At 63.6% G+C, this 20440-nt stretch carries 15 protein-coding genes; 7 read left to right on the forward strand and 8 right to left on the reverse strand.

The window, feature by feature from the left end; genetic code table 11:
* Positions 1 to 21: 21 nt before the first annotated feature.
* The 4 genes from C2H86_RS04670 to C2H86_RS04685 all read right to left on the reverse strand — a co-directional run bounded on the left by C2H86_RS04670 (position 22) and on the right by C2H86_RS04685 (position 3021).
* A complete protein-coding gene (locus C2H86_RS04670; RefSeq protein WP_159411620.1) occupies positions 22 to 957 on the reverse strand; it encodes an AEC family transporter in 936 nt (311 codons plus the stop codon).
* A 1-nt stretch (position 958) separates the two neighbouring features.
* On the reverse strand, positions 959 to 1834 hold the full coding sequence (locus tag C2H86_RS04675; protein WP_159411621.1) for a carboxylate/amino acid/amine transporter: 876 nt from the start codon (positions 1832 to 1834) through the stop codon (positions 959 to 961).
* Positions 1835 to 1996: 162 nt separating this feature from the next.
* Positions 1997 to 2596, reverse strand: a complete 600-nt coding sequence (locus tag C2H86_RS04680; RefSeq protein ID WP_159411622.1) for an FMN-dependent NADH-azoreductase — start codon at positions 2594 to 2596, stop codon at positions 1997 to 1999.
* Between the two features lie 110 nt (positions 2597 to 2706).
* Positions 2707 to 3021, reverse strand: a complete 315-nt coding sequence (locus C2H86_RS04685) for a 3-phosphoglycerate kinase (protein WP_079229249.1) — start codon at positions 3019 to 3021, stop codon at positions 2707 to 2709.
* Positions 3022 to 3069: 48 nt separating this feature from the next.
* Between C2H86_RS04685 and C2H86_RS04690 the strand changes: the two genes are divergently transcribed.
* The 4 genes from C2H86_RS04690 (at position 3070) to C2H86_RS04705 (ending at position 7265) form a co-directional block, all read left to right on the forward strand.
* On the forward strand, positions 3070 to 3993 hold the full coding sequence (locus tag C2H86_RS04690) for a LysR family transcriptional regulator (RefSeq protein ID WP_159411623.1): 924 nt from the start codon (positions 3070 to 3072) through the stop codon (positions 3991 to 3993).
* Positions 3994 to 4006: 13 nt separating this feature from the next.
* On the forward strand, positions 4007 to 4819 hold the full coding sequence (locus C2H86_RS04695; RefSeq protein WP_159411624.1) for an alpha/beta fold hydrolase: 813 nt from the start codon (positions 4007 to 4009) through the stop codon (positions 4817 to 4819).
* Positions 4813 to 5370 carry a peptidylprolyl isomerase gene (locus tag C2H86_RS04700; RefSeq protein ID WP_159411625.1) on the forward strand — a complete coding sequence of 186 codons (558 nt, stop codon included), beginning with the start codon at positions 4813 to 4815 and terminating at the stop codon, positions 5368 to 5370. Before C2H86_RS04695 ends, C2H86_RS04700 begins: the two co-directional genes overlap by 7 nt.
* 62 nt (positions 5371 to 5432) lie before the next feature.
* Positions 5433 to 7265 (forward strand): ABC transporter ATP-binding protein, encoded by a 1833-nt coding sequence (locus tag C2H86_RS04705; protein ID WP_159411626.1) that lies wholly within the window; start codon positions 5433 to 5435, stop codon positions 7263 to 7265.
* A gap of 62 nt (positions 7266 to 7327) precedes the next feature.
* Here C2H86_RS04705 and C2H86_RS04710 read toward each other — a convergent pair whose 3' ends face one another.
* Positions 7328 to 8455 carry a GNAT family N-acetyltransferase gene (locus C2H86_RS04710; protein WP_159411627.1) on the reverse strand — a complete coding sequence of 376 codons (1128 nt, stop codon included), beginning with the start codon at positions 8453 to 8455 and terminating at the stop codon, positions 7328 to 7330.
* Between the two features lie 261 nt (positions 8456 to 8716).
* On the opposite strand from C2H86_RS04710, the gene C2H86_RS04715 reads away from it, so the two are divergent.
* Positions 8717 to 9961: a putative porin gene (locus tag C2H86_RS04715; RefSeq protein WP_159411628.1), complete on the forward strand. Its 1245-nt coding sequence runs from the start codon at positions 8717 to 8719 to the stop codon at positions 9959 to 9961.
* A gap of 129 nt (positions 9962 to 10090) precedes the next feature.
* Here C2H86_RS04715 and C2H86_RS04720 read toward each other — a convergent pair whose 3' ends face one another.
* Together C2H86_RS04720 and hrpA are read right to left on the reverse strand one after the other, a co-directional pair.
* Entirely contained in the window at positions 10091 to 11212 is a 1122-nt protein-coding gene (locus tag C2H86_RS04720; protein ID WP_159411629.1) for a beta-ketoacyl-ACP synthase III, read from the reverse strand.
* A gap of 178 nt (positions 11213 to 11390) precedes the next feature.
* Positions 11391 to 15296 (reverse strand): ATP-dependent RNA helicase HrpA, encoded by a 3906-nt coding sequence (hrpA, locus tag C2H86_RS04725; RefSeq protein WP_159411630.1) that lies wholly within the window; start codon positions 15294 to 15296, stop codon positions 11391 to 11393.
* A gap of 424 nt (positions 15297 to 15720) precedes the next feature.
* On the opposite strand from hrpA, the gene C2H86_RS04730 reads away from it, so the two are divergent.
* Together C2H86_RS04730 and C2H86_RS04735 are read left to right on the forward strand one after the other, a co-directional pair.
* Positions 15721 to 17085 (forward strand): glutamine synthetase family protein, encoded by a 1365-nt coding sequence (locus tag C2H86_RS04730; RefSeq protein WP_110637263.1) that lies wholly within the window; start codon positions 15721 to 15723, stop codon positions 17083 to 17085.
* Positions 17086 to 17115: 30 nt separating this feature from the next.
* Positions 17116 to 18423 carry an NAD(P)/FAD-dependent oxidoreductase gene (locus tag C2H86_RS04735; RefSeq protein ID WP_159411631.1) on the forward strand — a complete coding sequence of 436 codons (1308 nt, stop codon included), beginning with the start codon at positions 17116 to 17118 and terminating at the stop codon, positions 18421 to 18423.
* Between the two features lie 129 nt (positions 18424 to 18552).
* Here C2H86_RS04735 and fadD1 read toward each other — a convergent pair whose 3' ends face one another.
* Positions 18553 to 20250, reverse strand: coding sequence for a long-chain-fatty-acid--CoA ligase FadD1 (fadD1, locus tag C2H86_RS04740; RefSeq protein ID WP_159411632.1), 1698 nt, complete (start codon positions 20248 to 20250; stop codon positions 18553 to 18555).
* Positions 20251 to 20440: the final 190 nt, after the last annotated feature.

Raw genomic sequence — 20440 nt, forward strand, 5'->3', positions numbered from 1 at the left:
TACCCGCGAAGAGGCCGGCAGCTACCCTGCATAGCCCAACAGGTACAGCAGCCCAGTCAGGGTCACCAATGAGGCCACGGTCGACAACAGAATCGTCCGCGAAATCAACCCCGCCTCGCGGTTGTAGTACTCCGCCAGCATGAACGGCCCGGTCCCGGTCGGCAGCGCCGCCAGCAACACCGCAGAAGCGGCCCACATGCTCGGCAGGCTGAACACCTTGAACGCCAGCACCCAAGTCAGCGCTGGCTGACCAACCAGCTTCAAGCCCACCAGCGGCCAAGGGCTGGCCTGCGAACCGGTGCGCTTCTCGGCCAGAAACGCCCCCAGCGAGATCAACGCGCAAGGCGTGGTCGCCAGCGCCAGCATATCGAGGAAATGCATCACCGGCTCGGCCAGCCCCAGTCCGCCCATGGCCCAGGCCGCTCCCGCCAGCGGCGAAATCACCAACGGGTTCTTCGCCAACGCCTTGCTCACCAGCAGGATTGCCCGGCCGATCTGCCGCTCCTCCTGCTGGCCGATCTCGATCAACGTCAGGGAAATCGCGAACACCAGGCAGACCACGATCAACGATGAAATCAGCGCCGGCTGCAGGCCTGGCTGGCCGAACAGCAGCAGGCACAGTGGGATGCCAATGTAGCCGGTATTGGCATAGCCGGCACTGAGCCCGTCGATGCTCGCCGCCACCAGGCCATGGCCGCTATACAGGCGCCAGGCCAGGGTCACGACAAACATCGCCAGCGCCCCGGCGCCGAAGGCGACGATGAACCCGGGGTGCCAGATCTCGCTCCAGGTCGCCGTGGCGGTGACCTTGAACAGCAGCGCCGGCAGGCACAACCAGACCACCATCTTGTTGATCTCGGCAGCGGCCTTGTCGCCCAGTTTGTTGGTCTTGCGGCACAGGAAGCCGACCAGGATCAGGGCGAAGATCGGCGCGACGATGACGAAGATGGTGTGCATATCAAGCCTTGCCCGCCGCTGGCTCCTGCGCACGGTTGCCCAGGCGGCTCAGCCATACCGATGCCAGGATGATCGCGCCACCGAGTAGCAACCGGCCCAGCGGCTCGTCGCGGTTCCAGATCAGCAGGTTCAGCAGCAGCCCCACCGGCACATGCAGGTTGTTCATCACCGCCAGCGTGGCGCCGGAGACCAGGCACGCGCCCTTGTTCCACCAGTACAACCCCAGCGCCGTCGGGCACAGGCCAAGGAACAGCAGCACCAGCCATTGCACGTCGGTGGTGGGCAGGTGCTGGGCATTGCCGAACAGCAGGAAGGCCGGCAACACCACGATCAACGCGCCCAGGTAGAAATAGCCGAAACGCTTGTAGTGCGGCAGGTCGCTGGGGTTGCGGGCCACCAGGTGGCGGTACAGCACCTGGCCGGCGGCGTAGGTGAAGTTCGCCAGTTGCAGCAGCAGGAAGCCGACGAAGAAGTCGCCGCTGATGCTGTCGAAGCGGATCACCCCCGCCCCCGCCACAGCCACCAGGGCCGCGAGCAGCGCCCAGGGGTTAAAGCGGCGGTTCAGGGCATCTTCGATCAGAGTCACGTGCAACGGCGTGAGAATGGTGAACAGCAGCACTTCCGGCACGCTCAGAACACGGAAGCTCAAGTACAGGCAGACGTAGGTGATGCCGTATTGCAGCGCGCCGATCAGCAGCATCGAGCGCAGGAAGCGCGGCTCGACCTGGCGCCAGCGGGTCAGCGGCAGGAATACCAGGCCGGCCAGCACCACGCGGGCGAGCACGGCGAAATAGCTGTCGACGTGCCCGGCCAGGTATTCGCCGATCACGTTGAAGGAAAACGCCTGGATCAGTGCGACGATTATCAGGTAGCCCATGGTTGCCTCTCGTGGATCAAGGGCGCGACCTTAGCGGGTTGCGCCGAGTAAGTTCAACCATGAGGAATGTAGGGCCGACACGAAAAAAAGCCCGGCCATCAGGCCGGGCAGGTACACCCAAAGGAGCAAAAACAGGTGTCAGGCATGGGAATTCGTTGACCCTCAGGCCACCGCAGCCAGCTTGGCCTTGGCCTGGTTCAGGCCCTTCTCGTGGAACTCGCCACTCATGTTCAGGCCTTCGGCATGGATGAAGTCGACATCGTGAATACCGATGAAGGCCATCACCTGGCGCAAGTACGGTTCCTGGTGGTCGCTGGTGGCACCGGCATGAATGCCGCCACGGGCTGTCAGGACGATGGCGCGCTTGCCGGTGAGCAGGCCTTGCGGCCCGGTCGGGGTGTATTTGAACGTGATACCAGCGCGCAGCACGTGGTCCAGCCAGGCCTTGAGGGTGCTGGGGATGGTGAAGTTGTACATCGGCGCGGCCATCACCAGCACGTCGGCAGCCAGCACTTCATCGGTCAGCTCGTTGGAGCGGGCCAGGGCCTCCAGTTCGGCGGCGCTGCGCTGTTCTTCAGGCTTCATCCAGCCACCGAGCAGATTGGCATCCAGGTGTGGCACCGGGTTAACCGCCAGGTCGCGTACGGTGATCTGGTCAGCCGGGTGCGCCGCCTGCCACTGCTCGATGAAGTCACGGGTCAGTTGACGGGAAACGGAATCCTGCTGGCGGGCGCTGCTTTCGATGATCAGTACGCGGGACATGGGGTGCCTCCATCGGCAAAAAGGGTTGCGATTCGATGGAGGTGAGATTAAGGCTTGACCTATCGATAAAAAAGCGTAAAAAGTGGGTTCAATCTATCGATTAATCAGTTTTATTGCGCTTTGCAGTCCAGCGCGATGCGCAGCTTGATGATCTGCCGATTGAAGTTGGCCGTCACATCGACGCTCTTGCCAGCCGGTACATTGACCCGGCGCACCCGTGGCGCCTCAGGCCCATTGCGGAAGGTCACCTTGCAGGCTGCGGGCACTTGCCCATAGTTGTTCAGGGTAATGGACCCGATGTCGTAGGCCGTGTCGTAGGTGGTGTAGTCCAGCTTGACCCCGGTCAGTTCCTTCTCCACGTCGATGGGGTAAGCCATGGCCCCAAGGGGCAGGCACATCAAAATTGCCGCACAACATTTCTTCATGGGGCGCTCTCCTTGAAAGAGCGCAGCTTAGGACAACAGGAGCCAAACATGAAAGCGCCGCGCGTGACCCTGGATCAATGGCGGACCCTGCAAGCAGTGGTCGACCATGGCGGGTTTGCCCAGGCCGCCGAAGCCCTGCACCGTTCGCAGTCTTCGGTCAGCTACACCGTGGCGCGCATGCAGGAGCAACTGGGCGTGCCGCTGCTGCGCATCGATGGCCGCAAGGCCGTGCTGACCGAGGCCGGCAACGTGCTGCTGCGCCGTTCGCGCCACCTGGTCAAGCAGGCCAGCCAGCTGGAAGATCTGGCGCACCATATGGAGCAAGGCTGGGAAGCCGAAGTGCGCCTGGTGGTCGATGCCGCCTACCCCAGTGCCCGCCTGGTACGCGCCCTGGCCGCGTTCATGCCGCAGAGCCGCGGTTGCCGCGTGCGCCTGCGTGAAGAGGTGCTGTCGGGCGTCGAGGAAGTGATGCACGAAGGCATCGCCGACCTTGCCATCAGCAGCTATAGCATCGGCGGCTACCTGGGCACCGAGCTGAGTTCGGTGGAGTTCGTCGCTGTCGCCCACCCGGAACATAGCCTGCACCGCCTGGGCCGGGAGATCACCTTCCAGGACCTGGAAAGCCAGCTGCAGGTGGTGATCCGCGACTCCGGCCGCGCCCAGCCTCGGGATGTAGGCTGGCTCGGCGCCGAGCAGCGCTGGACGGTCGGCAGCCTGGGCACCGCCGCCACCTTTGTCGGCAGCGGCCTGGGCTTTGCCTGGTTGCCACGGCACATGATCGAACGTGAGCTGCTCGACGGCGTGCTGAAGCCATTGCCGCTCGATCAGGGTGGCAGCCGCCATCCACTGTTCTACCTTTATTCGAGCAAAGAGAAGACCCTGGGCCCGGCCACGCAGATTCTCATCGACCTGCTGCGCAACTTCGACACCGCGCCACTGGACGTGCCCTTCGCAGCCCCCCCACAAGCCTGAGAGGACCGCGCCCATGGCCTATTTCGAACATGAAGGATGCTCGCTGCATTATCAGGAATACGGCCAGGGCGAACCCCTGGTGCTGCTGCACGGCCTGGGCTCCAGCAGCCAGGACTGGGAGCTGCAGGTACCCGAGCTGAGCCGCCACTATCGGGTGATTGTCATGGACATCCGCGGTCACGGCCGCTCCGACAAGCCCCGCGACGGTTACCAGATCGCCACCTTCAGCGAAGACCTGCTGGCCCTGCTCGAGCACCTGCAGACCGGCCCGGTGCACTTCGTCGGCCTGTCCATGGGCGGCATGGTCGGGTTTCAGTTCGCCGTGGACCACCCGCAATGGCTGCGCAGCCTGTGCATCGTCAACAGCGCCCCCGAGGTCAAGCGCCGCACCCGCAGCGACTGGCTGTGGTGGCTCAAGCGCTGGGGCCTGGCGCGCATCCTCAGCGTCGAGACGGTCGGCCTGGGCCTGGCCGCGCGGTTGTTCCCCAAGCCGGGGCAGGCCGAGCTGCGCAAGAAGATGGCCGAACGCTGGGCACGCAACGACAAGCGCGCCTACCTCAAGAGTTTCGACGCCATCGTCGACTGGGGCGTGCAGGAACGCATCGGGCAGATTCGCTGTCCCACGCTGGTGATTGCCGCCGACCACGATTACACCCCGATACACCTCAAAGAGCGCTACGTCGCCCTGATGCCCCATGCCAGGCTGGTGGTCATCGACGATTCCCGGCACGCTACACCCCTCGATCAACCCGAGGTCTTCAACCAGACCCTGCTGCAGTTCCTCGCAGCCGCTTCCACCTCTCAAGGATCATTGAGCCCATGCTGAAAAAACTCCTGCTCACCGCCTGCTCGGTCGCCTTCACCACCAGCGTCATGGCCTCCGACAAGACCCCGCACGTTCTGCTGGACACCAGCTTCGGCCAGGTTGAAATCGAGCTCAACGCCGAGAAGGCACCGGTCAGCACCAAGAATTTCCTGCAGTACGTCGACAGCGGCTTCTACAACAACACCATCTTCCACCGCGTGATCCCGGGCTTCATGGTCCAGGGCGGCGGTTTCACTGAGCAGATGGTGCAGAAAGACACCAAGGACCCGATCAAGAACGAGGCCAGCAACGGCCTGCAGAACACCCGCGGCACCCTGTCGATGGCGCGCACCTCCAACCCGAACTCGGCCACCAGCCAGTTCTTCATCAACGTGGCCGACAACGACTTCCTCAACCCGGGCCGCGACGCCGGTTACGCCGTGTTCGGCAAAGTGACCAAGGGCATGGAAGTGGTCGACCAGATCGTCAACTCGCCAACCACCGTGAAGAAGGGCATGCGCGACGTGCCGACCGACCCGGTGTTCATCAAGTCCGCCAAACGCATCGACTGACCGCCGGTTTCACAGGGACGTGAAACCTTCCGGGGTCGGGTAGCACAGGAGTCTTGTCACCCATGCTGTACCGCCGTTTCGAGCAACTGATCGACATCTTCCGCGACGCGCCCAGCGAGTCGCCGCCCGGCCAGGTCTGGCCGTTCTACCTGTACTACCTGCGCCAGGTGTGGCCGAGCTTTCTCGCCCTGCTGGTGGTGGGCCTGTTCGCCTCGCTGATCGAGGTGGCGATGTTCAGCTACCTGAGCCGCATCATCGACCTGGCCCAGGGTACGCCCAACGTCAACTTCTTCAGTGAACACAGCGGCGAGCTGATCTGGATGCTGGTGGTGATCCTGCTGCTGCGGCCGGTGTTCTTCGGCCTGCACGACCTGCTGGTGCACCAGACCATCAACCCCGGCATGACCAGCTTGATCCGCTGGCAGAACCACACCTATGTGCTCAAGCAGAGCCTGAATTTCTTCCAGAGCGACTTCGCCGGGCGCATCGCCCAGCGCATCATGCAAACCGGCAACTCGCTGCGCGACTCTGCAGTGCAGGCGGTGGATGCGCTGTGGCATGTGCTGATCTACGCCATCACCTCGCTGGTGCTGTTCGCCGAGGCCGACTGGCGCTTGATGCTGCCGCTGCTGGTGTGGATCATCGGCTATATCGCCGCGCTGTACTACTTCGTGCCGCGGGTTAAGGAGCGTTCGGTGATTTCCTCCGACGCCCGCTCCAAGCTGATGGGGCGGATCGTCGATGGCTACACCAACATCGCCACCCTCAAGCTGTTCGCCCACACCGACTATGAACAGCAGTACGCCCGCGAAGCTATCCGTGAACAGACCGAGAAAACCCAGCTGGCCTCGCGCGTGGTCACCAGCATGGACGTGGTCATCACCACCCTCAACGGCCTGTTGGTGGTCACCACCACGGGTCTGGCGCTGTGGCTGTGGAGCCAGTCGCTGATCACCGTCGGTGCCATCGCCCTGGCCACCGGCCTGGTGATCCGCATCGTCAACATGTCCGGCTGGATCATGTGGGTGGTCAACGGCATCTTCGAGAACATCGGCATGGTCCAGGACGGCCTGCAGACCATTGCCCAGCCGGTCACCGTCACCGACAAGCCCCAGGCGCCACCCCTGAAGGTCAGCCGTGGCGCCGTGCGTTTTGACGACGTGGACTTCCACTATGGCAAGGCCGCCAACGTGATCGAAGGGCTCAACCTGGACATCCGCCCGGGCGAGAAGATCGGCCTGATCGGCCCATCCGGCGCCGGCAAGTCGACCCTGGTCAACCTGCTGCTGCGCCTGTACGACGTGCAGGGCGGGCGCATCCTGATCGACGGCCAGGACATCGCCGAGGTCAGCCAGGCCAGCCTGCGTGCGCAGATCGGCATGATCACCCAGGACACCTCGCTGCTGCACCGTTCGATCCGCGACAACCTGCTGTATGGCCGCCCCGGCGCCAGTGACGCGGCGCTGCACGAAGCCGTACGCCGGGCGCGGGCCGACGAGTTCATCCCGCAGTTGTCAGATGCCCAGGGCCGCACCGGCTTCGATGCCCATGTCGGCGAGCGCGGCGTGAAACTGTCGGGCGGCCAGCGTCAGCGCATCGCGATTGCCCGGGTGCTGCTGAAGAATGCGCCGATCCTGATCATGGACGAAGCCACTTCGGCGCTGGACTCGGAGGTCGAGGCGGCCATTCAGGAAAGCCTGGAGACCTTGATGCAGGGCAAGACGGTGATCGCCATTGCCCACCGGTTGTCCACCATTGCCCGGATGGACCGCCTGGTGGTGCTGGACAAGGGGCGGATCGTCGAGAGTGGCAGCCACAGCGAGCTGCTGGAACAGCGGGGGTTGTATGCCCGGCTATGGCATCACCAGACCGGGGGGTTTGTCGGGGTCGACTGAGTCCTGTTCCGGCCTCTTCGCGGGGCAGCTTGCCCCGCGAAGAGGCCGGAACAGGAAACATCTCAATCCTTGCGGTAAGGCAGCATCTGCCTTGCCTCCTCGGCATACCCCCGCACCCCTTCCCGCTCCTGCTGCAGAAAATCCTCCACCGCCCGCCTCAACCCCGGATGCAGCAGGTAATGCCACGAGCGCGTCAGCACCGGCTCGAACCCGCGAATCAGCTTGTGTTCGCCCTGCGCCCCGGCATCGAAACGCTGCAACCCTTCGGCAATCGCAAAGTCCATGCCCTGGTAGAAGCAGGTTTCGAAATGCAGCCGGTCGAACTCATCGAGGCAGCCCCAGTAACGGCCAAACAGGCTGTCGCCACCGACCAGGCTCAAGGCCATGGCCACATCACGCCCGCCCTGGCGCGCCATCACCACGCGCACCGCCTCGGGCATGCGCTCGGCCAACAGGCTGAAGAACTCCCGGGTCAGATAGGGGGACCGCCTGCGCACCGCATAGGTATTGGCATAGCAGAGGAAAACAAAGTCCCACTGCGCCTCGTCCAGCTCATCGCCGCGATACCAGCGAAAATCGATGCCCTGCCCGGCCACCTGCTCACGCTCCTTGCGCATCTGCTTGCGCTTGCGTGAGCTGAGGCTGTCGAGAAAGTCCTGGAAGTCGCGATAACCGTGATTGCGCCAATGGAACTGACAACCCAGCCGCTCCATCCAGCCCGGCAAACCCGCCATCTGCGCATCCAGCTGTGAGTCGGTGAAATTGATGTGCGCCCCGGACAGCCCGGCTTTGCCCAGATACTCGGGCAATGCCTGCAGCACCAGCAGGCCATCGGCGGGGTCGGCCGCCAGCAGGCGCGGCCCGCTGACCGGGCTGAACGGCACGGCACCGAGCAGCTTGGGGTAGTAGGCGATGCCGGCGCGCTCGCAGGCATCGGCCCAACCGTGGTCGAACACGTACTCGCCATACGAATGCCATTTGCGGTACGCCGGCAGCAACGCACGCACCTGCCCGTCGCGCTCCAGCACCAGGTGTTCGGCTGCCCAGCCGGTGTTGCGGGCAACACTGCCGCTGTCTTCCATGGCACTGAGAAAAGCATGGCGCAGGAACGGTTGGCCAGGGGGGACCAGGGCATCCCAGGTCGCCGCTGGCAGGTCACGCAGATGGGCAAGGCTGTAGAGACTGGTCACGTTTTCGACTCGCTGTTCAAGGCCATCAGTATCGGCGAACAGAGGCCCGACGCTCAAATGCGGATCGGCCCGTTTCGCCTTTCATTCTCAATTACTTAACAGCAGTGCCACTAATTAGACATTATTCTGTCATTGGCCCCCGCAATACTTGCGCCTGTTTTCCGGAACCCCAGAACCTGTCTAGTCAGGCCCTTTCCGAAGACATGCCAACATGGGGGCGGGCGCTGAGCCTCCCCAAATCTTTCAAGTAGGGAGAACCTTATGCGTCTTGTTTCTACACTTACCGGAGTGAGCCTCACCGGCATGATGCTGGCTCTGAGTACTCCGGCCAGTGCTGCCGTCGACGCCAAGCTGCTCGAAATGCTCCGCGCCAATGGCTCGATCAACCAGGCGCAGTACAACGAACTGCAGGGCGACCTGGCTCAGGAAACCAAGGAAAAGGCCGCTCAGAAAGCTCAGTCCGACCGGATGAGCTCCTTCGAACAAAAAGTGGCATGGGCCGCCAAGACCCAGATCAAGGGTGATGTCCGCCTGCGTTACGAAGACGTCAACGTCGACAACCCGATCTCCCGCAGCCCCAACCAGGACCGCGAGCGCGTGCGTGCCCGCGTCGGCTTCTATAGCGAGATCAACCCGCAGGTCGATGCTGGCGTGCGTGTGGCCACCGGCAGCAGCGCTGATGCCCGCTCGACCAACCAGAGCCTGGACAACTACTTCGAGAAGAAAGCCCTGTGGGTCGACCTGGCCTACCTCGACTGGCACCCGACTGCCGTCCCGAACCTGCACCTGATCGGCGGCAAGATGCTGCAGCCATGGGTGAGCATGGGCGACATCATCTGGGATAGCGACATCAACCCGGAAGGCGTGGCCGTCACCTACAAGACCAACGCCGGCCCTGCCGAAGTGTTCGGCAGCATCGGCCACTACAACCTGAAGGACAACGTCGACGGCGACGGCGTGCAGTACAAGCACGACGCCCAGCTGTATGCGGCCCAGCTGGGTACCAAGTTCAACGCGGCTGACACCGTCAAGGTCACCGTCGGTGCCAGCCTCTACGGCTACGACAACGACAAGGCCTCGGCCCTGCTGCGTTCGCTGGGTAACACCACCGACGAGTTCAACCTGGTTGAGGGCTTCGGCCAAGTCGACTTCACCGGCTTCGCCATCCCAGTGTCGGCTTACGGCCAGTACGTGAAGAACACCGAAAGCACCGATGGTATGGACACCGCCTGGCTGGCCGGCCTGAAATCCAAGATCGGCGCCTGGAGCCTGGACTACAACTACCGCGACGTGCAGCGTAACGGCGTAGTCAGCCTGTTCACCGACTCTGACTTCGGTAACGGCTTCACCGGTTCGCGCGGCCACAAGTTCAAGGTCGGTTACGAAATCGACAAGAACTTCGCCCTCGGCGCGGCCTACATGATGGCAAAGACCGACTACTCCAACCTGCCGAACAGCAACGCCAGCGTAGACACCCTGCAGGTGGACCTGGAAGCCAAGTTCTAAGCGACACCCTCCTCTGCTTCACTCTGAGGCGGGAAATGCCGACCCCATCCGGCATTTCCCGCCTTTTTTTGCCTGCAAAAAAGAGGGGGCCGCAAAGCGGCCCCCTCGATCTGGCAACTAACGCGACAATCAACGCTTGCGCAGAATCACGCTGCCAATCGAATACCCCGCGCCGAACGAGCTCAGCACGCCCAACGACCCTGGCGCCAGATCATCCTGGTACAGGTGGAAGGCAATCACCGACCCCGCCGAACTGGTATTGGCATATCGGTCGAGAATCACCGGTGCCTCTTCCTCGTTCACCTCACGCCCCATCAGCTTCTTGACGATCAGGTGGTTCATGCTGAGGTTGGCCTGGTGCAGCCAGAAGCGCTTGACGTCGGAAGGCTGCAGGTTGTTCTCGCCCAGGTGCTGGCCGATCAGCTCGGCGACCATCGGGCAAACTTCCTTGAACACCTTGCGCCCTTCCTGAACGAACAGTTTGTCACGCGCGTCGATGCCCTCTTCCGCCGCGCGGTTGAGGAAGCCGAAGTTGTTGCGGATGTTGTTGGAGAACGCGGTCTTCAGCTTGGTGCCAAGAATGTCGAACTGGTGTGCCGAAGTGGCCAGGTCGGCACGCTCGACCAGCACTGCAGTGGCCGCGTCACCGAAGATGAAGTGGCTGTCGCGATCACGGAAGTTCAGGTGCCCGGTGCAGATCTCCGGGCTGACCACCAGCACGGCCCGGGACTGGCCCAGTTGCACGCTGTTGGCAGCGGTCTGGATGCCGAAGGTGGCCGACGAGCAGGCCACGTTCATGTCGAAGGCGAAGCCGTCGATGCCCAGCGCCTGCTGCACTTCGATGGCGATGGCCGGGTAAGGGCGTTGCAGGTTGGAGCAGGCGACGATCACCCCGTCGACATCTGCCGGGGTACGACCGGCGCGCTCCAGCGCCTGGCGCGCAGCGGCCACGCCCATTTCGCAGAGGATCGACTGTTCGTCGTTGGAACGCTCAGGCAGGCGCGGCTTCATGCGCTGCGGGTCGAGGATGCCGGCCTTGTCCATGACGAAGCGGCTCTTGATGCCCGAGGCCTTTTCGATGAAGGCAGCGTCGGACACGGGGGCTGCTTCGATTTCGCCACGCTCGATGGCGGCGGCGTTGTCCTGGTTGTACTGTTGCGACCAGGCGTTGAAGGAGGCCACCAATTCTTCGTTGGAAATGCTCTGGGCCGGGGTATACAGGCCGGTGCCGCTGATCACGACGTTATGCACGATCGATCCTCTGCTCAAAGGCCATCGCCACGGGGCGCTGGCTGGGAATATGACAGAATAATGGCACTTTAGTACCAATTTTACGGCGAGGGCTGCGCCCTCGATCGCGGGCAAGCCCGCTCCCACAAGGGCCGCAAAGCGGCCCAAATTGCGTCAATATTGCCACATCTGCGGAAGTTTATCCCTCCACCTGGCTCCACTGTTTGCTCAATCTCTTGTCGGAAATAGGCATCTTGGTGCCCAGCTGCTGGGCAAACAACGACACCCGATACTCCTCCAGCAACCAGCGGTACAAAGTCAGCTGCTCATCACGCTTGCCTTCCTGGGCATGCTTGTCGGCCCGCGCCTTGTACTGCGCCCACAGGTTGCCCAGCTCGCCGCTCCACACGCGGTCCTTCTGCACCTGGGTGCCAAGCTTCTCCAGGCGCAGTTCCACCGCCTTGAGGTAACGCGGCAATTCCTTGAACCAAACGGCAGGGGTCTCGCGCACGAAGCCCGGATAGACCAGGTTGGCCAGCTGCTGCTTGATGTCGTTCAGCGCCACCGCCTGGCTCAGGTCGATCTTGCCCTTGAAGCGCTTCTGCAAACCGTGCCACAGCTTCAGCACTTCCAACGTCTGGCGGGCCAGGCGTTCGGCATGCTCGGCCCAGCTGCCACGCTTGCGCTCGGCCAGCCCGGCCAAGGCTGCACCGTCACGCGGCAACGTGGCTTCGCCGTCGAGGATGCAACTGTCCAGGCTGGCCAGCAGGATGTCCTCGACCAGTGCCTCGATCCGGCCCAGCTCACGGTACAGCAGGCCCAGCTCGGTCAAGCCCGGCAGCTTGCCACGCAGGAACTTGGCAGGCTCCGCCAACTGCTGCAGCAACAGGCGCTGCAAGGCACGACGGTGCTGGAACTCGGCTTCGGCCTGGGTCGAGAAACGCCCTTCGCGCACGGTGCCGTTTTCTTCCACCAGCGCCGGGTACACGGTCATCGACAGGCCGGCGATCTTCTGCTGGGCGGTCTGCTTGACCTCGCTGAAGGCCTTGGCCTGCACCGGCTGCTCGCTCTTCTCGGTACGCGGCACGGCCAACGCCGCCTGGCTGGCGGCAGCAAAGCGGGCGGTCAGCTCGGCCAGATCGCGGCCTTCGCCGAGAAACTTGCCCTGGCCATCGACCACTTCGATGTTCATGCGCAGGTGGCCTTCGACCAGGTTGACCGACTCGGCCCAGGCCTCATCGGAAACCCGTGCGCCGGTCATGCGCAGCAACTCCTGGCCCAGGGCCTGGGGCAGCGCGCCCTGGCCGAAGGTCATGCGCGCCAGCGAGGCCTTGACGAAGTCCGGCACCGGCACGAAGTTCTTGCGCAGCGCCTTGGGCAGGTTGCGCACCAGGGCTACGCACTTGGCCTCCAGCAGGCCCGGCACCAACCACTCCAGGCGCTCGCCAGGCAGGTTCGGCAACAGCGGCGCCGGCACCCGCACGGTCACGCCGTCACGCGGGTGACCCGGCTCGAAGTGGTAGGTCAGCGGCAGGCGCAGTTCACCGACCTGCATGCTGTCCGGGTACTGCGCGGCGGTGACTTCGCTGGCCTCACGGGCCAGCACGTCTTCCTCGCGCATGATCAGCAGGTTCGGGTCCTTCTGGCTGGTCATGCGGTACCAGGCATCGAAGGTCGCGGTCTGATGGATCTCCGCCGGCAAGCGTGCTTCGTAGAAGGCGTACAGGGTTTCTTCATCGGCGAGAATATCGCGCCGACGGGCCTTGGCCTCCAGTTCATCGAGCTCTTCGAGCAGGCGCTTGTTCGCGGCCAGGCATTTGGCCTTCGACTGGATTTCACCACCGACCAGGCCTTCGCGAATGAACAGCTCACGCGAGGTGACCGGGTCGATCGGGCCAAAGTGCACCGGGCGGCGACCAACCAGGATCAAGCCGTACAGAGTGATCTGCTCATAGGCCACCACCTGCCCGCGCTTCTTCTCCCAGTGCGGCTCGAAGTGGTTCTTCTTGATCAGGTGGGTCGCCAACGGCTCGATCCAGTCAGGCTCGATCTTGGCGACCATGCGCGCATACAGCTTGGTGGTTTCCACCAGCTCGGCGGCCATCACCCACTGCGGGCGCTTGCGGCCAATGCCCGAAGACGGATGCACCCAGAAGCGCCGCTGGCGGGCCCCCTGGTAATCGCCTTCCTCGGTCTTCTGGCCGATCTGGCTGAGCAGGCCGCTGAGGATCGCCTTGTGCACCTTTTGATAGTCGGACGGCTCTTTGTTGATCGTCAGTTGCAGCTCGCGGCAGATCAGCGACAACTGGCGATGGGCATCGCGCCATTCGCGCAGGCGAAGATAGTTCAGGAAGTTCTTGCGGCACCAGTTGCGCAGCGGGCTGGCCGTCAGCGCCTGGCGCTGCTCTTCGAAGCCCCGCCACAGATTGACCAGCGCGGCGAAGTCGGTATCGGCATCCTTCCACTGCGCATGGGCCTGGTCGGCAGCCTGCTGGCGCTCCGGCGGGCGCTCGCGTGGGTCCTGCACCGACAGCGCGCTGGTGACGATCAGCACCTCCTGCAGGCTGCCCTGACGGGCGCCCTCAAGCAGCATGCGGCCCAGCCGCGGATCGATCGGCAGGCGCGCCAGCTGGCGGCCGATCGGCGTCAGCTGGTTCTCGCGGTTGACCGCCGAGAGTTCCTGCAACAGGTTGAAGCCGTCGCTGATGGCCTTGCCATCCGGCGGCTCGATGAACGGGAAGGCGTCGATCGAGCCCAGGCGCAGGTGCAGCATCTGCAGGATCACCGCCGCCAGGTTGGTGCGCAGGATCTCAGGGTCGGTAAAGGCCGGGCGGCCATTGAAGTCTTCTTCGCTGTACAGCCGGATGCAAATACCCGGCTCGACCCGGCCACAGCGGCCCTTGCGCTGGTTGGCACTGGCCTGGGACACGGCTTCGATCGGCAAACGCTGGACCTTGGCGCGGTAGCTGTAACGGCTGATGCGCGCGGTACCGGTGTCGATTACATAACGGATGCCCGGCACGGTCAGCGAGGTTTCCGCAACGTTGGTGGCGAGCACCACGCGGCGCCCGGTGTGCGACTGGAAGATGCGCTGCTGCTCGGCCGGCGACAGGCGCGCATACAGCGGCAGGATCTCGGTGTGGCGCAGTTGCGCCTTGCGCAGGATCTCCGCGGCATCGCGGATTTCCCGCTCGCCAGGGAGAAACACCAGCACATCGCCGGGGCCTTTGCCCACGCTGCGCTCGTGCTGGGCGATCTCGTCGAGGGAGGCGAGGATCGCCTGGTCGACGGTCAGGTCATCCTCGACCTGGTTGCCCTCCTCGTCCTGCTCGCTGGTCAGCGGGCGGTACCAGGTTTCCACCGGGAAGGTACGGCCGGACACCTCGATGATCGGCGCATTGTCGAAATGCTTGGAAAAGCGCTCCAGGTCGATGGTCGCCGAGGTGATGATCAGTTTCAGGTCCGGGCGGCGGTGCAGCAGGGTCTTCAGGTAGCCGAGCAGGAAATCGATGTTCAGGCTGCGCTCGTGGGCTTCGTCGACGATGATCGTGTCGTAGCGTTCGAGGAAACGGTCGTGCTGGGTTTCGGCCAGCAGGATGCCATCGGTCATCAGCTTGACCAGGGTGTTGGCATCGCTCTGGTCTTCGAAGCGCACCTGGTAGCCGACCAGTCCGCCCAGCGGCGTGCCGAGTTCTTCGGCAACCCGGGCGGCGACGCTGCGCGCGGCGATTCGCCGTGGCTGGGTATGGGCGATCAGGCCATGGCTGCCGCGGCCCAGTTCCAGGCAGATCTTCGGCAACTGGGTGGTCTTGCCCGAACCGGTTTCGCCGGCGATCACCAGAACCTGGTTTTCGGCCAGGGCTTTCTTGATCTCGTCACGCTTGGCGGCGATCGGCAGGCTGTCGTCGTAGCGGATCTGCGGCACGCTGTTCTGGCGTGCGGTGACCTGGGCACAGGATGCCTGGACCTTTTCCACCCATTGCGCCAGCTTGGCCTCGTCGGGGCGCTTGCGCAGCTCATGCAGTTGCCGGCGCAGGCGGTGGCGCTCGGCAATCATGGCGTGGTCGAGGTTTTGCAGCAGTTTGTCGATGGCTTGGTCAGTCATGGGGCTTTTTAGTGATGCAGGTGGGCCTGCTTTTTCATGATCGGCATTCGAAGGATGCGCGATTGTCGCAGATTTGCCGGCTCTCTGCTGGCTGGACAAATGTTTAGCCAGGTGCGATGTGAACGTTGCCATTCACTGCTTTAATCAACCTTAAGCCGCATGTGAGTATCAATGGCATGACTCCCGTCCAGACCATCGCCCCACCGTCGTCCCGCCCTTCGCTAGCGAAGGCCCGGTCCCGCGCCGGTGAAAATCCGCTGGTCCACATCATTCTCGCCTTCTGGGCCCTGTGGCATTGCCGCCACGCACGCCCACCGGATGCTTCGCTCACGCCTTTGTGACCAAACCCGGCCGCTGTACGGCCGTTTGTCTCATCTGGACCGCGCCTGCGCGCAGGTCCTGTGCGCCTGTGAGCGAATCCATCATGCACTTTGCACCTGTAGAGCACGCCAGCCGTTTCCTGGCAGAAAACCCTGATATCGAACTGTTCGAGCTGTTCATCCTTGACGCCAACGGTGTACCACGCGGCAAGCTGCTGCACCGCGAGGAACTGCTGGCGGTGTACCAGAGTGGCCGCCCGCTACCCAGCACCATCCTCGGCCTGACGCTCAATGGCGACGACGTGGAAAACTCCGGCCTGGTCTGGGATGTCGGCGATATCGACTGCCGCGCCTACCCGCTGGAAGGCAGCCTGGTGCGCCTGCCCTGGCGCCGTGTGCCGACTGCCGCCGTGCAGGTCAGCATGCACCCGAGCGAAGGCCTGCCAGCCAGTGTCGCCGACCCGCGCCATGTATTGCTGCGCACCATCGAAGCGCTCAAGGCTGACGGTTACCACCCGGTAATGGCCTGCGAGCTGGAGTTCTACCTGCTCGACCAGCAGCGCGATGCCCAAGGCCGCCCGCAACCGGCATTGGACAATGATGGTGGCCGGCCGCGTACGACCCAGGTCTACGGCCTGCGCGAACTGGAACAGATCGAACCCTTCCTCGCCGACCTGTATGCCGCCTGTAAGGCCCAAGGCATTCCGGCGCGCACGGCAATCTCTGAATATGCCCCGGGCCAGGTGGAAATCACCCTGGAGCATGGCGATGCCCTGGAAGCAATGGACCAGGCCGTGCGCTACAAACGCCTGGTCAAGGGCGTGGCCCATGCCCACGGCATGCAGGCTTGCTTCATGGCCAAGCCGTTCGCGCAACTGGCCGGCACCGGCATGCACATGCACCTGAGCCTGGCCGACAGCGCCGGCAACAACCTGTTCGCCAGCGAAGACAAAGCCGGAACGCCACTGCTGCGCCAGGCGGTGGCCGGCATGCTCCGCCACCTGCGTGACTCGCTGTTGCTGTTCTGCCCCAACGCCAACTCTTTCCGCCGCTTCCAGGCCAACAGCTATGCCCCGCTGGCACCGACCTGGGGCGTCGACAACCGTACCGTCAGCCTGCGCGTGCCCGGTGGCCCGGCCAACAGCCGGCATGTCGAGCATCGCATCTGTGGCGCCGATGCCAACCCGTACCTGGCGGCCGCCGCCATTCTGGCCGCCAGCCATCGTGGCATCCGCGAGCAGCTGGACCCCGGTGCGCCGGTGGAAGGCAACGGCTATGCCCAGGCCACCGAGCACCTGCCCACCGACTGGCTGACCGCACTCGACGCACTGGAGCGCTCGCACTGGGCGCGGGAAGCGCTCGGCGAAGCGTTCCTCGGCGTCTACCTGAAGGTCAAGCGCGCCGAGTACCGCCAGTTCATGGCCGAAGTCAGTGAACAGGACTGGCGCTGGTACCTGCACCAGGCCTGAGCCTTACCCTATTCAGAACAAGGAACACCCATGAACGCAGCATTGAACAACGGCCCGGCCCAGCGCGCGCCGTCCTATTACAGCGCCTCGCTGAACGACCACACCGAGTACCCGCAGCTCAAGGGCACGGTGCAGGTCGACGTGGCGATCATCGGCGGTGGTTTCACCGGCGTGGCCACTGCGGTGGAGCTGGCCGAACGCGGCCTGAAAGTGGCGATCGTCGAGACCAACCGGATCGGCTGGGGTGCCAGCGGACGCAACGGCGGCCAGGTCACCGGCAGCCTGTCGGGTGACGAGGCCATGCGCACACAGATGCGCAACCACCTGGGCGCCGAGGTCGATGATTTCATCTGGCACCTGCGCTGGCGTGGGCACCAGGTGATCGAGCAGCGGGTCGAGCGCTACGGCATCGATTGCGACCTCAAGCGCGGCCACCTGCACGCAGCGATGAAGCCTTCGCACATGGCGGAGCTGCGCAGCTTCCAGGCCGAGGCCGAACGCCGTGGCATGGGCGACCAGGTACAGTTGCTCGACCGCGGCGGCGTTGCCGAGCACCTGCAGAGCCCGCTGTACCTGGGCGCACTGAAGAACCTGCGCAACCTGCACCTGCACCCGCTCAACCTGTGCCTGGGCGAAGCCCGCGCCGCCCACTGCCAGGGCGCGCTGATCTTCGAGAACTCCGAAGTGCAGGACATCGTCCATGGCCCGCGCCCGGCGGTCGTCACCGCCCACGGTCGGGTCGAAGCACGCCAGGTGATGCTCGCCGGTGACGTCTACCACAAGCTGGAAAAGCGCCAGCTCAAGGGCAAGATCTTCCCGGCCATGGGCGGCATCGTCACCACCGCCCCGCTGGGCGAACTGGCGGAGCAGATCAACCCGCAGGACCTGGCGGTGTACGACTGCCGCTTCGTCCTCGACTACTACCGCCTGACGGCTGACAAGCGTTTGTTGTTCGGCGGCGGCGCCAACTATTCGGGCAAGGACTCACGTGACATCGAAGGCGAGCTGCGCCCGTGCATCGAGCGCACCTTCCCGGCGCTCAAGGGCGTGCCGATCGAGTTCCAGTGGAGCTGCGCGATGGGCATCGTCGTCAACCGCATCCCGCAACTGGGCAAGCTGTCGGACAACGTGTGGTACTGCCAGGGCTATTCCGGGCACGGCATCGCCACCAGCCACATCATGGGCGAGATCATGGCCGAGGCACTGACCGGAACGCTGGAGAAGTTCGACACCTTCGCGCAGTGCAAGCACGTGCGAGTGCCGATGGGGGACTTGCTGGGCAATCCGCTGCTGGCGGCGGGGATGTGGTACTACCAGATGCTGGAAAAACTGCGCTGATTTCACCGGCCTCTTCGCGGGACAAGCCCGCTCCTACAGGTACTGCACAGCCTTCAAGGTATGTGCAGTACCTGTAGGAGCGGGCTTGTCCCGCGAAGAGGCCAGTAAAGCCAGCCGAGATCCAGAAGATCAGGCGATCTTCTTCAGCCCCTGCTTCTTCAGTTCTTCATCACGCAGTTCACGACGCAGGATCTTGCCAACGTTGGTGGTCGGCAGTGCATCGCGGAACTCGATGTAACGCGGCACCTTGTAGCCAGTGACATTGGCACGCATGTGCTCCATCACCTGCTCCTTGGTCACGGTCATGCCCGGCTTGACCACGATGAACACCTTGATCACCTCACCCGACTTCTCGTCCGGCACCCCGATGGCCGCGCACTGCAGCACGCCCGGCAAGGCGGCGAGCACGTCTTCCAGCTCATTGGGATACACGTTGAAGCCCGAGACCAGGATCATGTCCTTCTTGCGATCGACGATGCGCATGTAGCCATCCGGCTGGATCAGTGCGATGTCGCCGGTCTTCAGCCAGCCTTCGCTGTCGAGGATCTCGGAGGTGGCGTCTTCACGCTGCCAGTAGCCCTTCATGACCTGCGGGCCCTTGACGCACAGCTCGCCGGTTTCGCCCAGTGGCAGCTCGTTGCCGGCGTCGTCGATGACCTTGCACAGGGTCGATGGCACCGGGATGCCGATGGTGCCCACCTGGTTGGCCTCGGCCGGGTTCACCGCCGCCACCGGGCTGGTCTCGGTCATGCCGTAGCCTTCGCAGATGGCGCAGCCGGTGACGCTCTTCCAGCGCTCGGCCACGCTCAGCTGCAGGGCCATGCCACCGGACAGGGTGATCTTCAGCGCCGAGAAATCCAGGGCGCGGAATGCCTCGTTGTTGCACAGCGCCACGAACAGCGTGTTGAGGCCGACGAAACCGCTGAACTTCCACTTGCCCAGCTCCTTGACCATTGCCGGCAGGTCGCGTGGGTTGCTGATCAACACGTTGTGGTTGCCGATCAGCATCATCGCCATGCAATGGAAGGTAAAGGCATAGATGTGGTAAAGCGGCAGCGGGGTGATGAGGATCTCGCAGCCTTCCTGCAGGTTGGAACCCATCAGCGCCCGGCACTGCAGCATGTTGGCCACCAGGTTGCGGTGGGTCAGCATCGCGCCCTTGGCCACGCCAGTGGTACCGCCGGTATACTGCAGCACCGCCACGTCGTTGGCTTGCGGGTTGGCTTCGGTGACCGGCTGGCCCTTGCCAAGCGCCAGGGTATCGTTGAAGCGCACGGCGCGCGGCAGGTTGTAGGCCGGCACCATCTTCTTCACGTACTTGATCACGCTGTTGATCAGCAGGCGCTTGAGCGGCGGCAGCAGGTCGGCCACTTCGGTGACGATGACATGCTTGACCTGGGTCTTGGGCACCACCTTCTCGGCCAGGTGCGCCATGTTAGCCAGGCACACCAGGGCCTTGGCACCGGAGTCGTTGAACTGGTGCTCCATTTCCCGCACTGTGTACAGCGGGTTGGTGTTGACCACGATCAGGCCGGCGCGCATGGCACCGAACACCGCTACCGGGTATTGCAGGACGTTGGGCAGCTGGACGGCAATGCGGTCACCCGGCCTGAGGTCGGTGTGCTGCTGCAGCCAGGCCGCGAAAGCGCCTGACAGTGCGTAAAGCTCGCCGTAGGTGATGGTCTTGCCCAGGTTGCTAAAGGCCGGTTTATTGGCAAAGCGTTGGCAGGATTGCTTGAGTACCGCCTGGATATTGGGGAATTCGTCAGGATTGATTTCCGCCGTAATCCCGGCTGGGTATTTATCCTTCCAAAAATTTTCGATCATGGAAGCCCACTCCTTCAGCAACAGCGAAGTTCGATTCGCGCGTCGATGCGCTTATTATTGATATGCGATGGCGGTTCGTTGCAAACCGAATCATCTGAAAGCGCGCCGAGAGTAACAGCTTTGATTGGGGTCGCCTAGGGGCCAAGACCGGCCTCGCGGTCACAAAAATGACTCAATGAACCATGCAAGT

It is taken from the genome of Pseudomonas putida (assembly GCF_009883635.2).
Lineage (GTDB): Bacteria > Pseudomonadota > Gammaproteobacteria > Pseudomonadales > Pseudomonadaceae > Aquipseudomonas > Aquipseudomonas putida_W.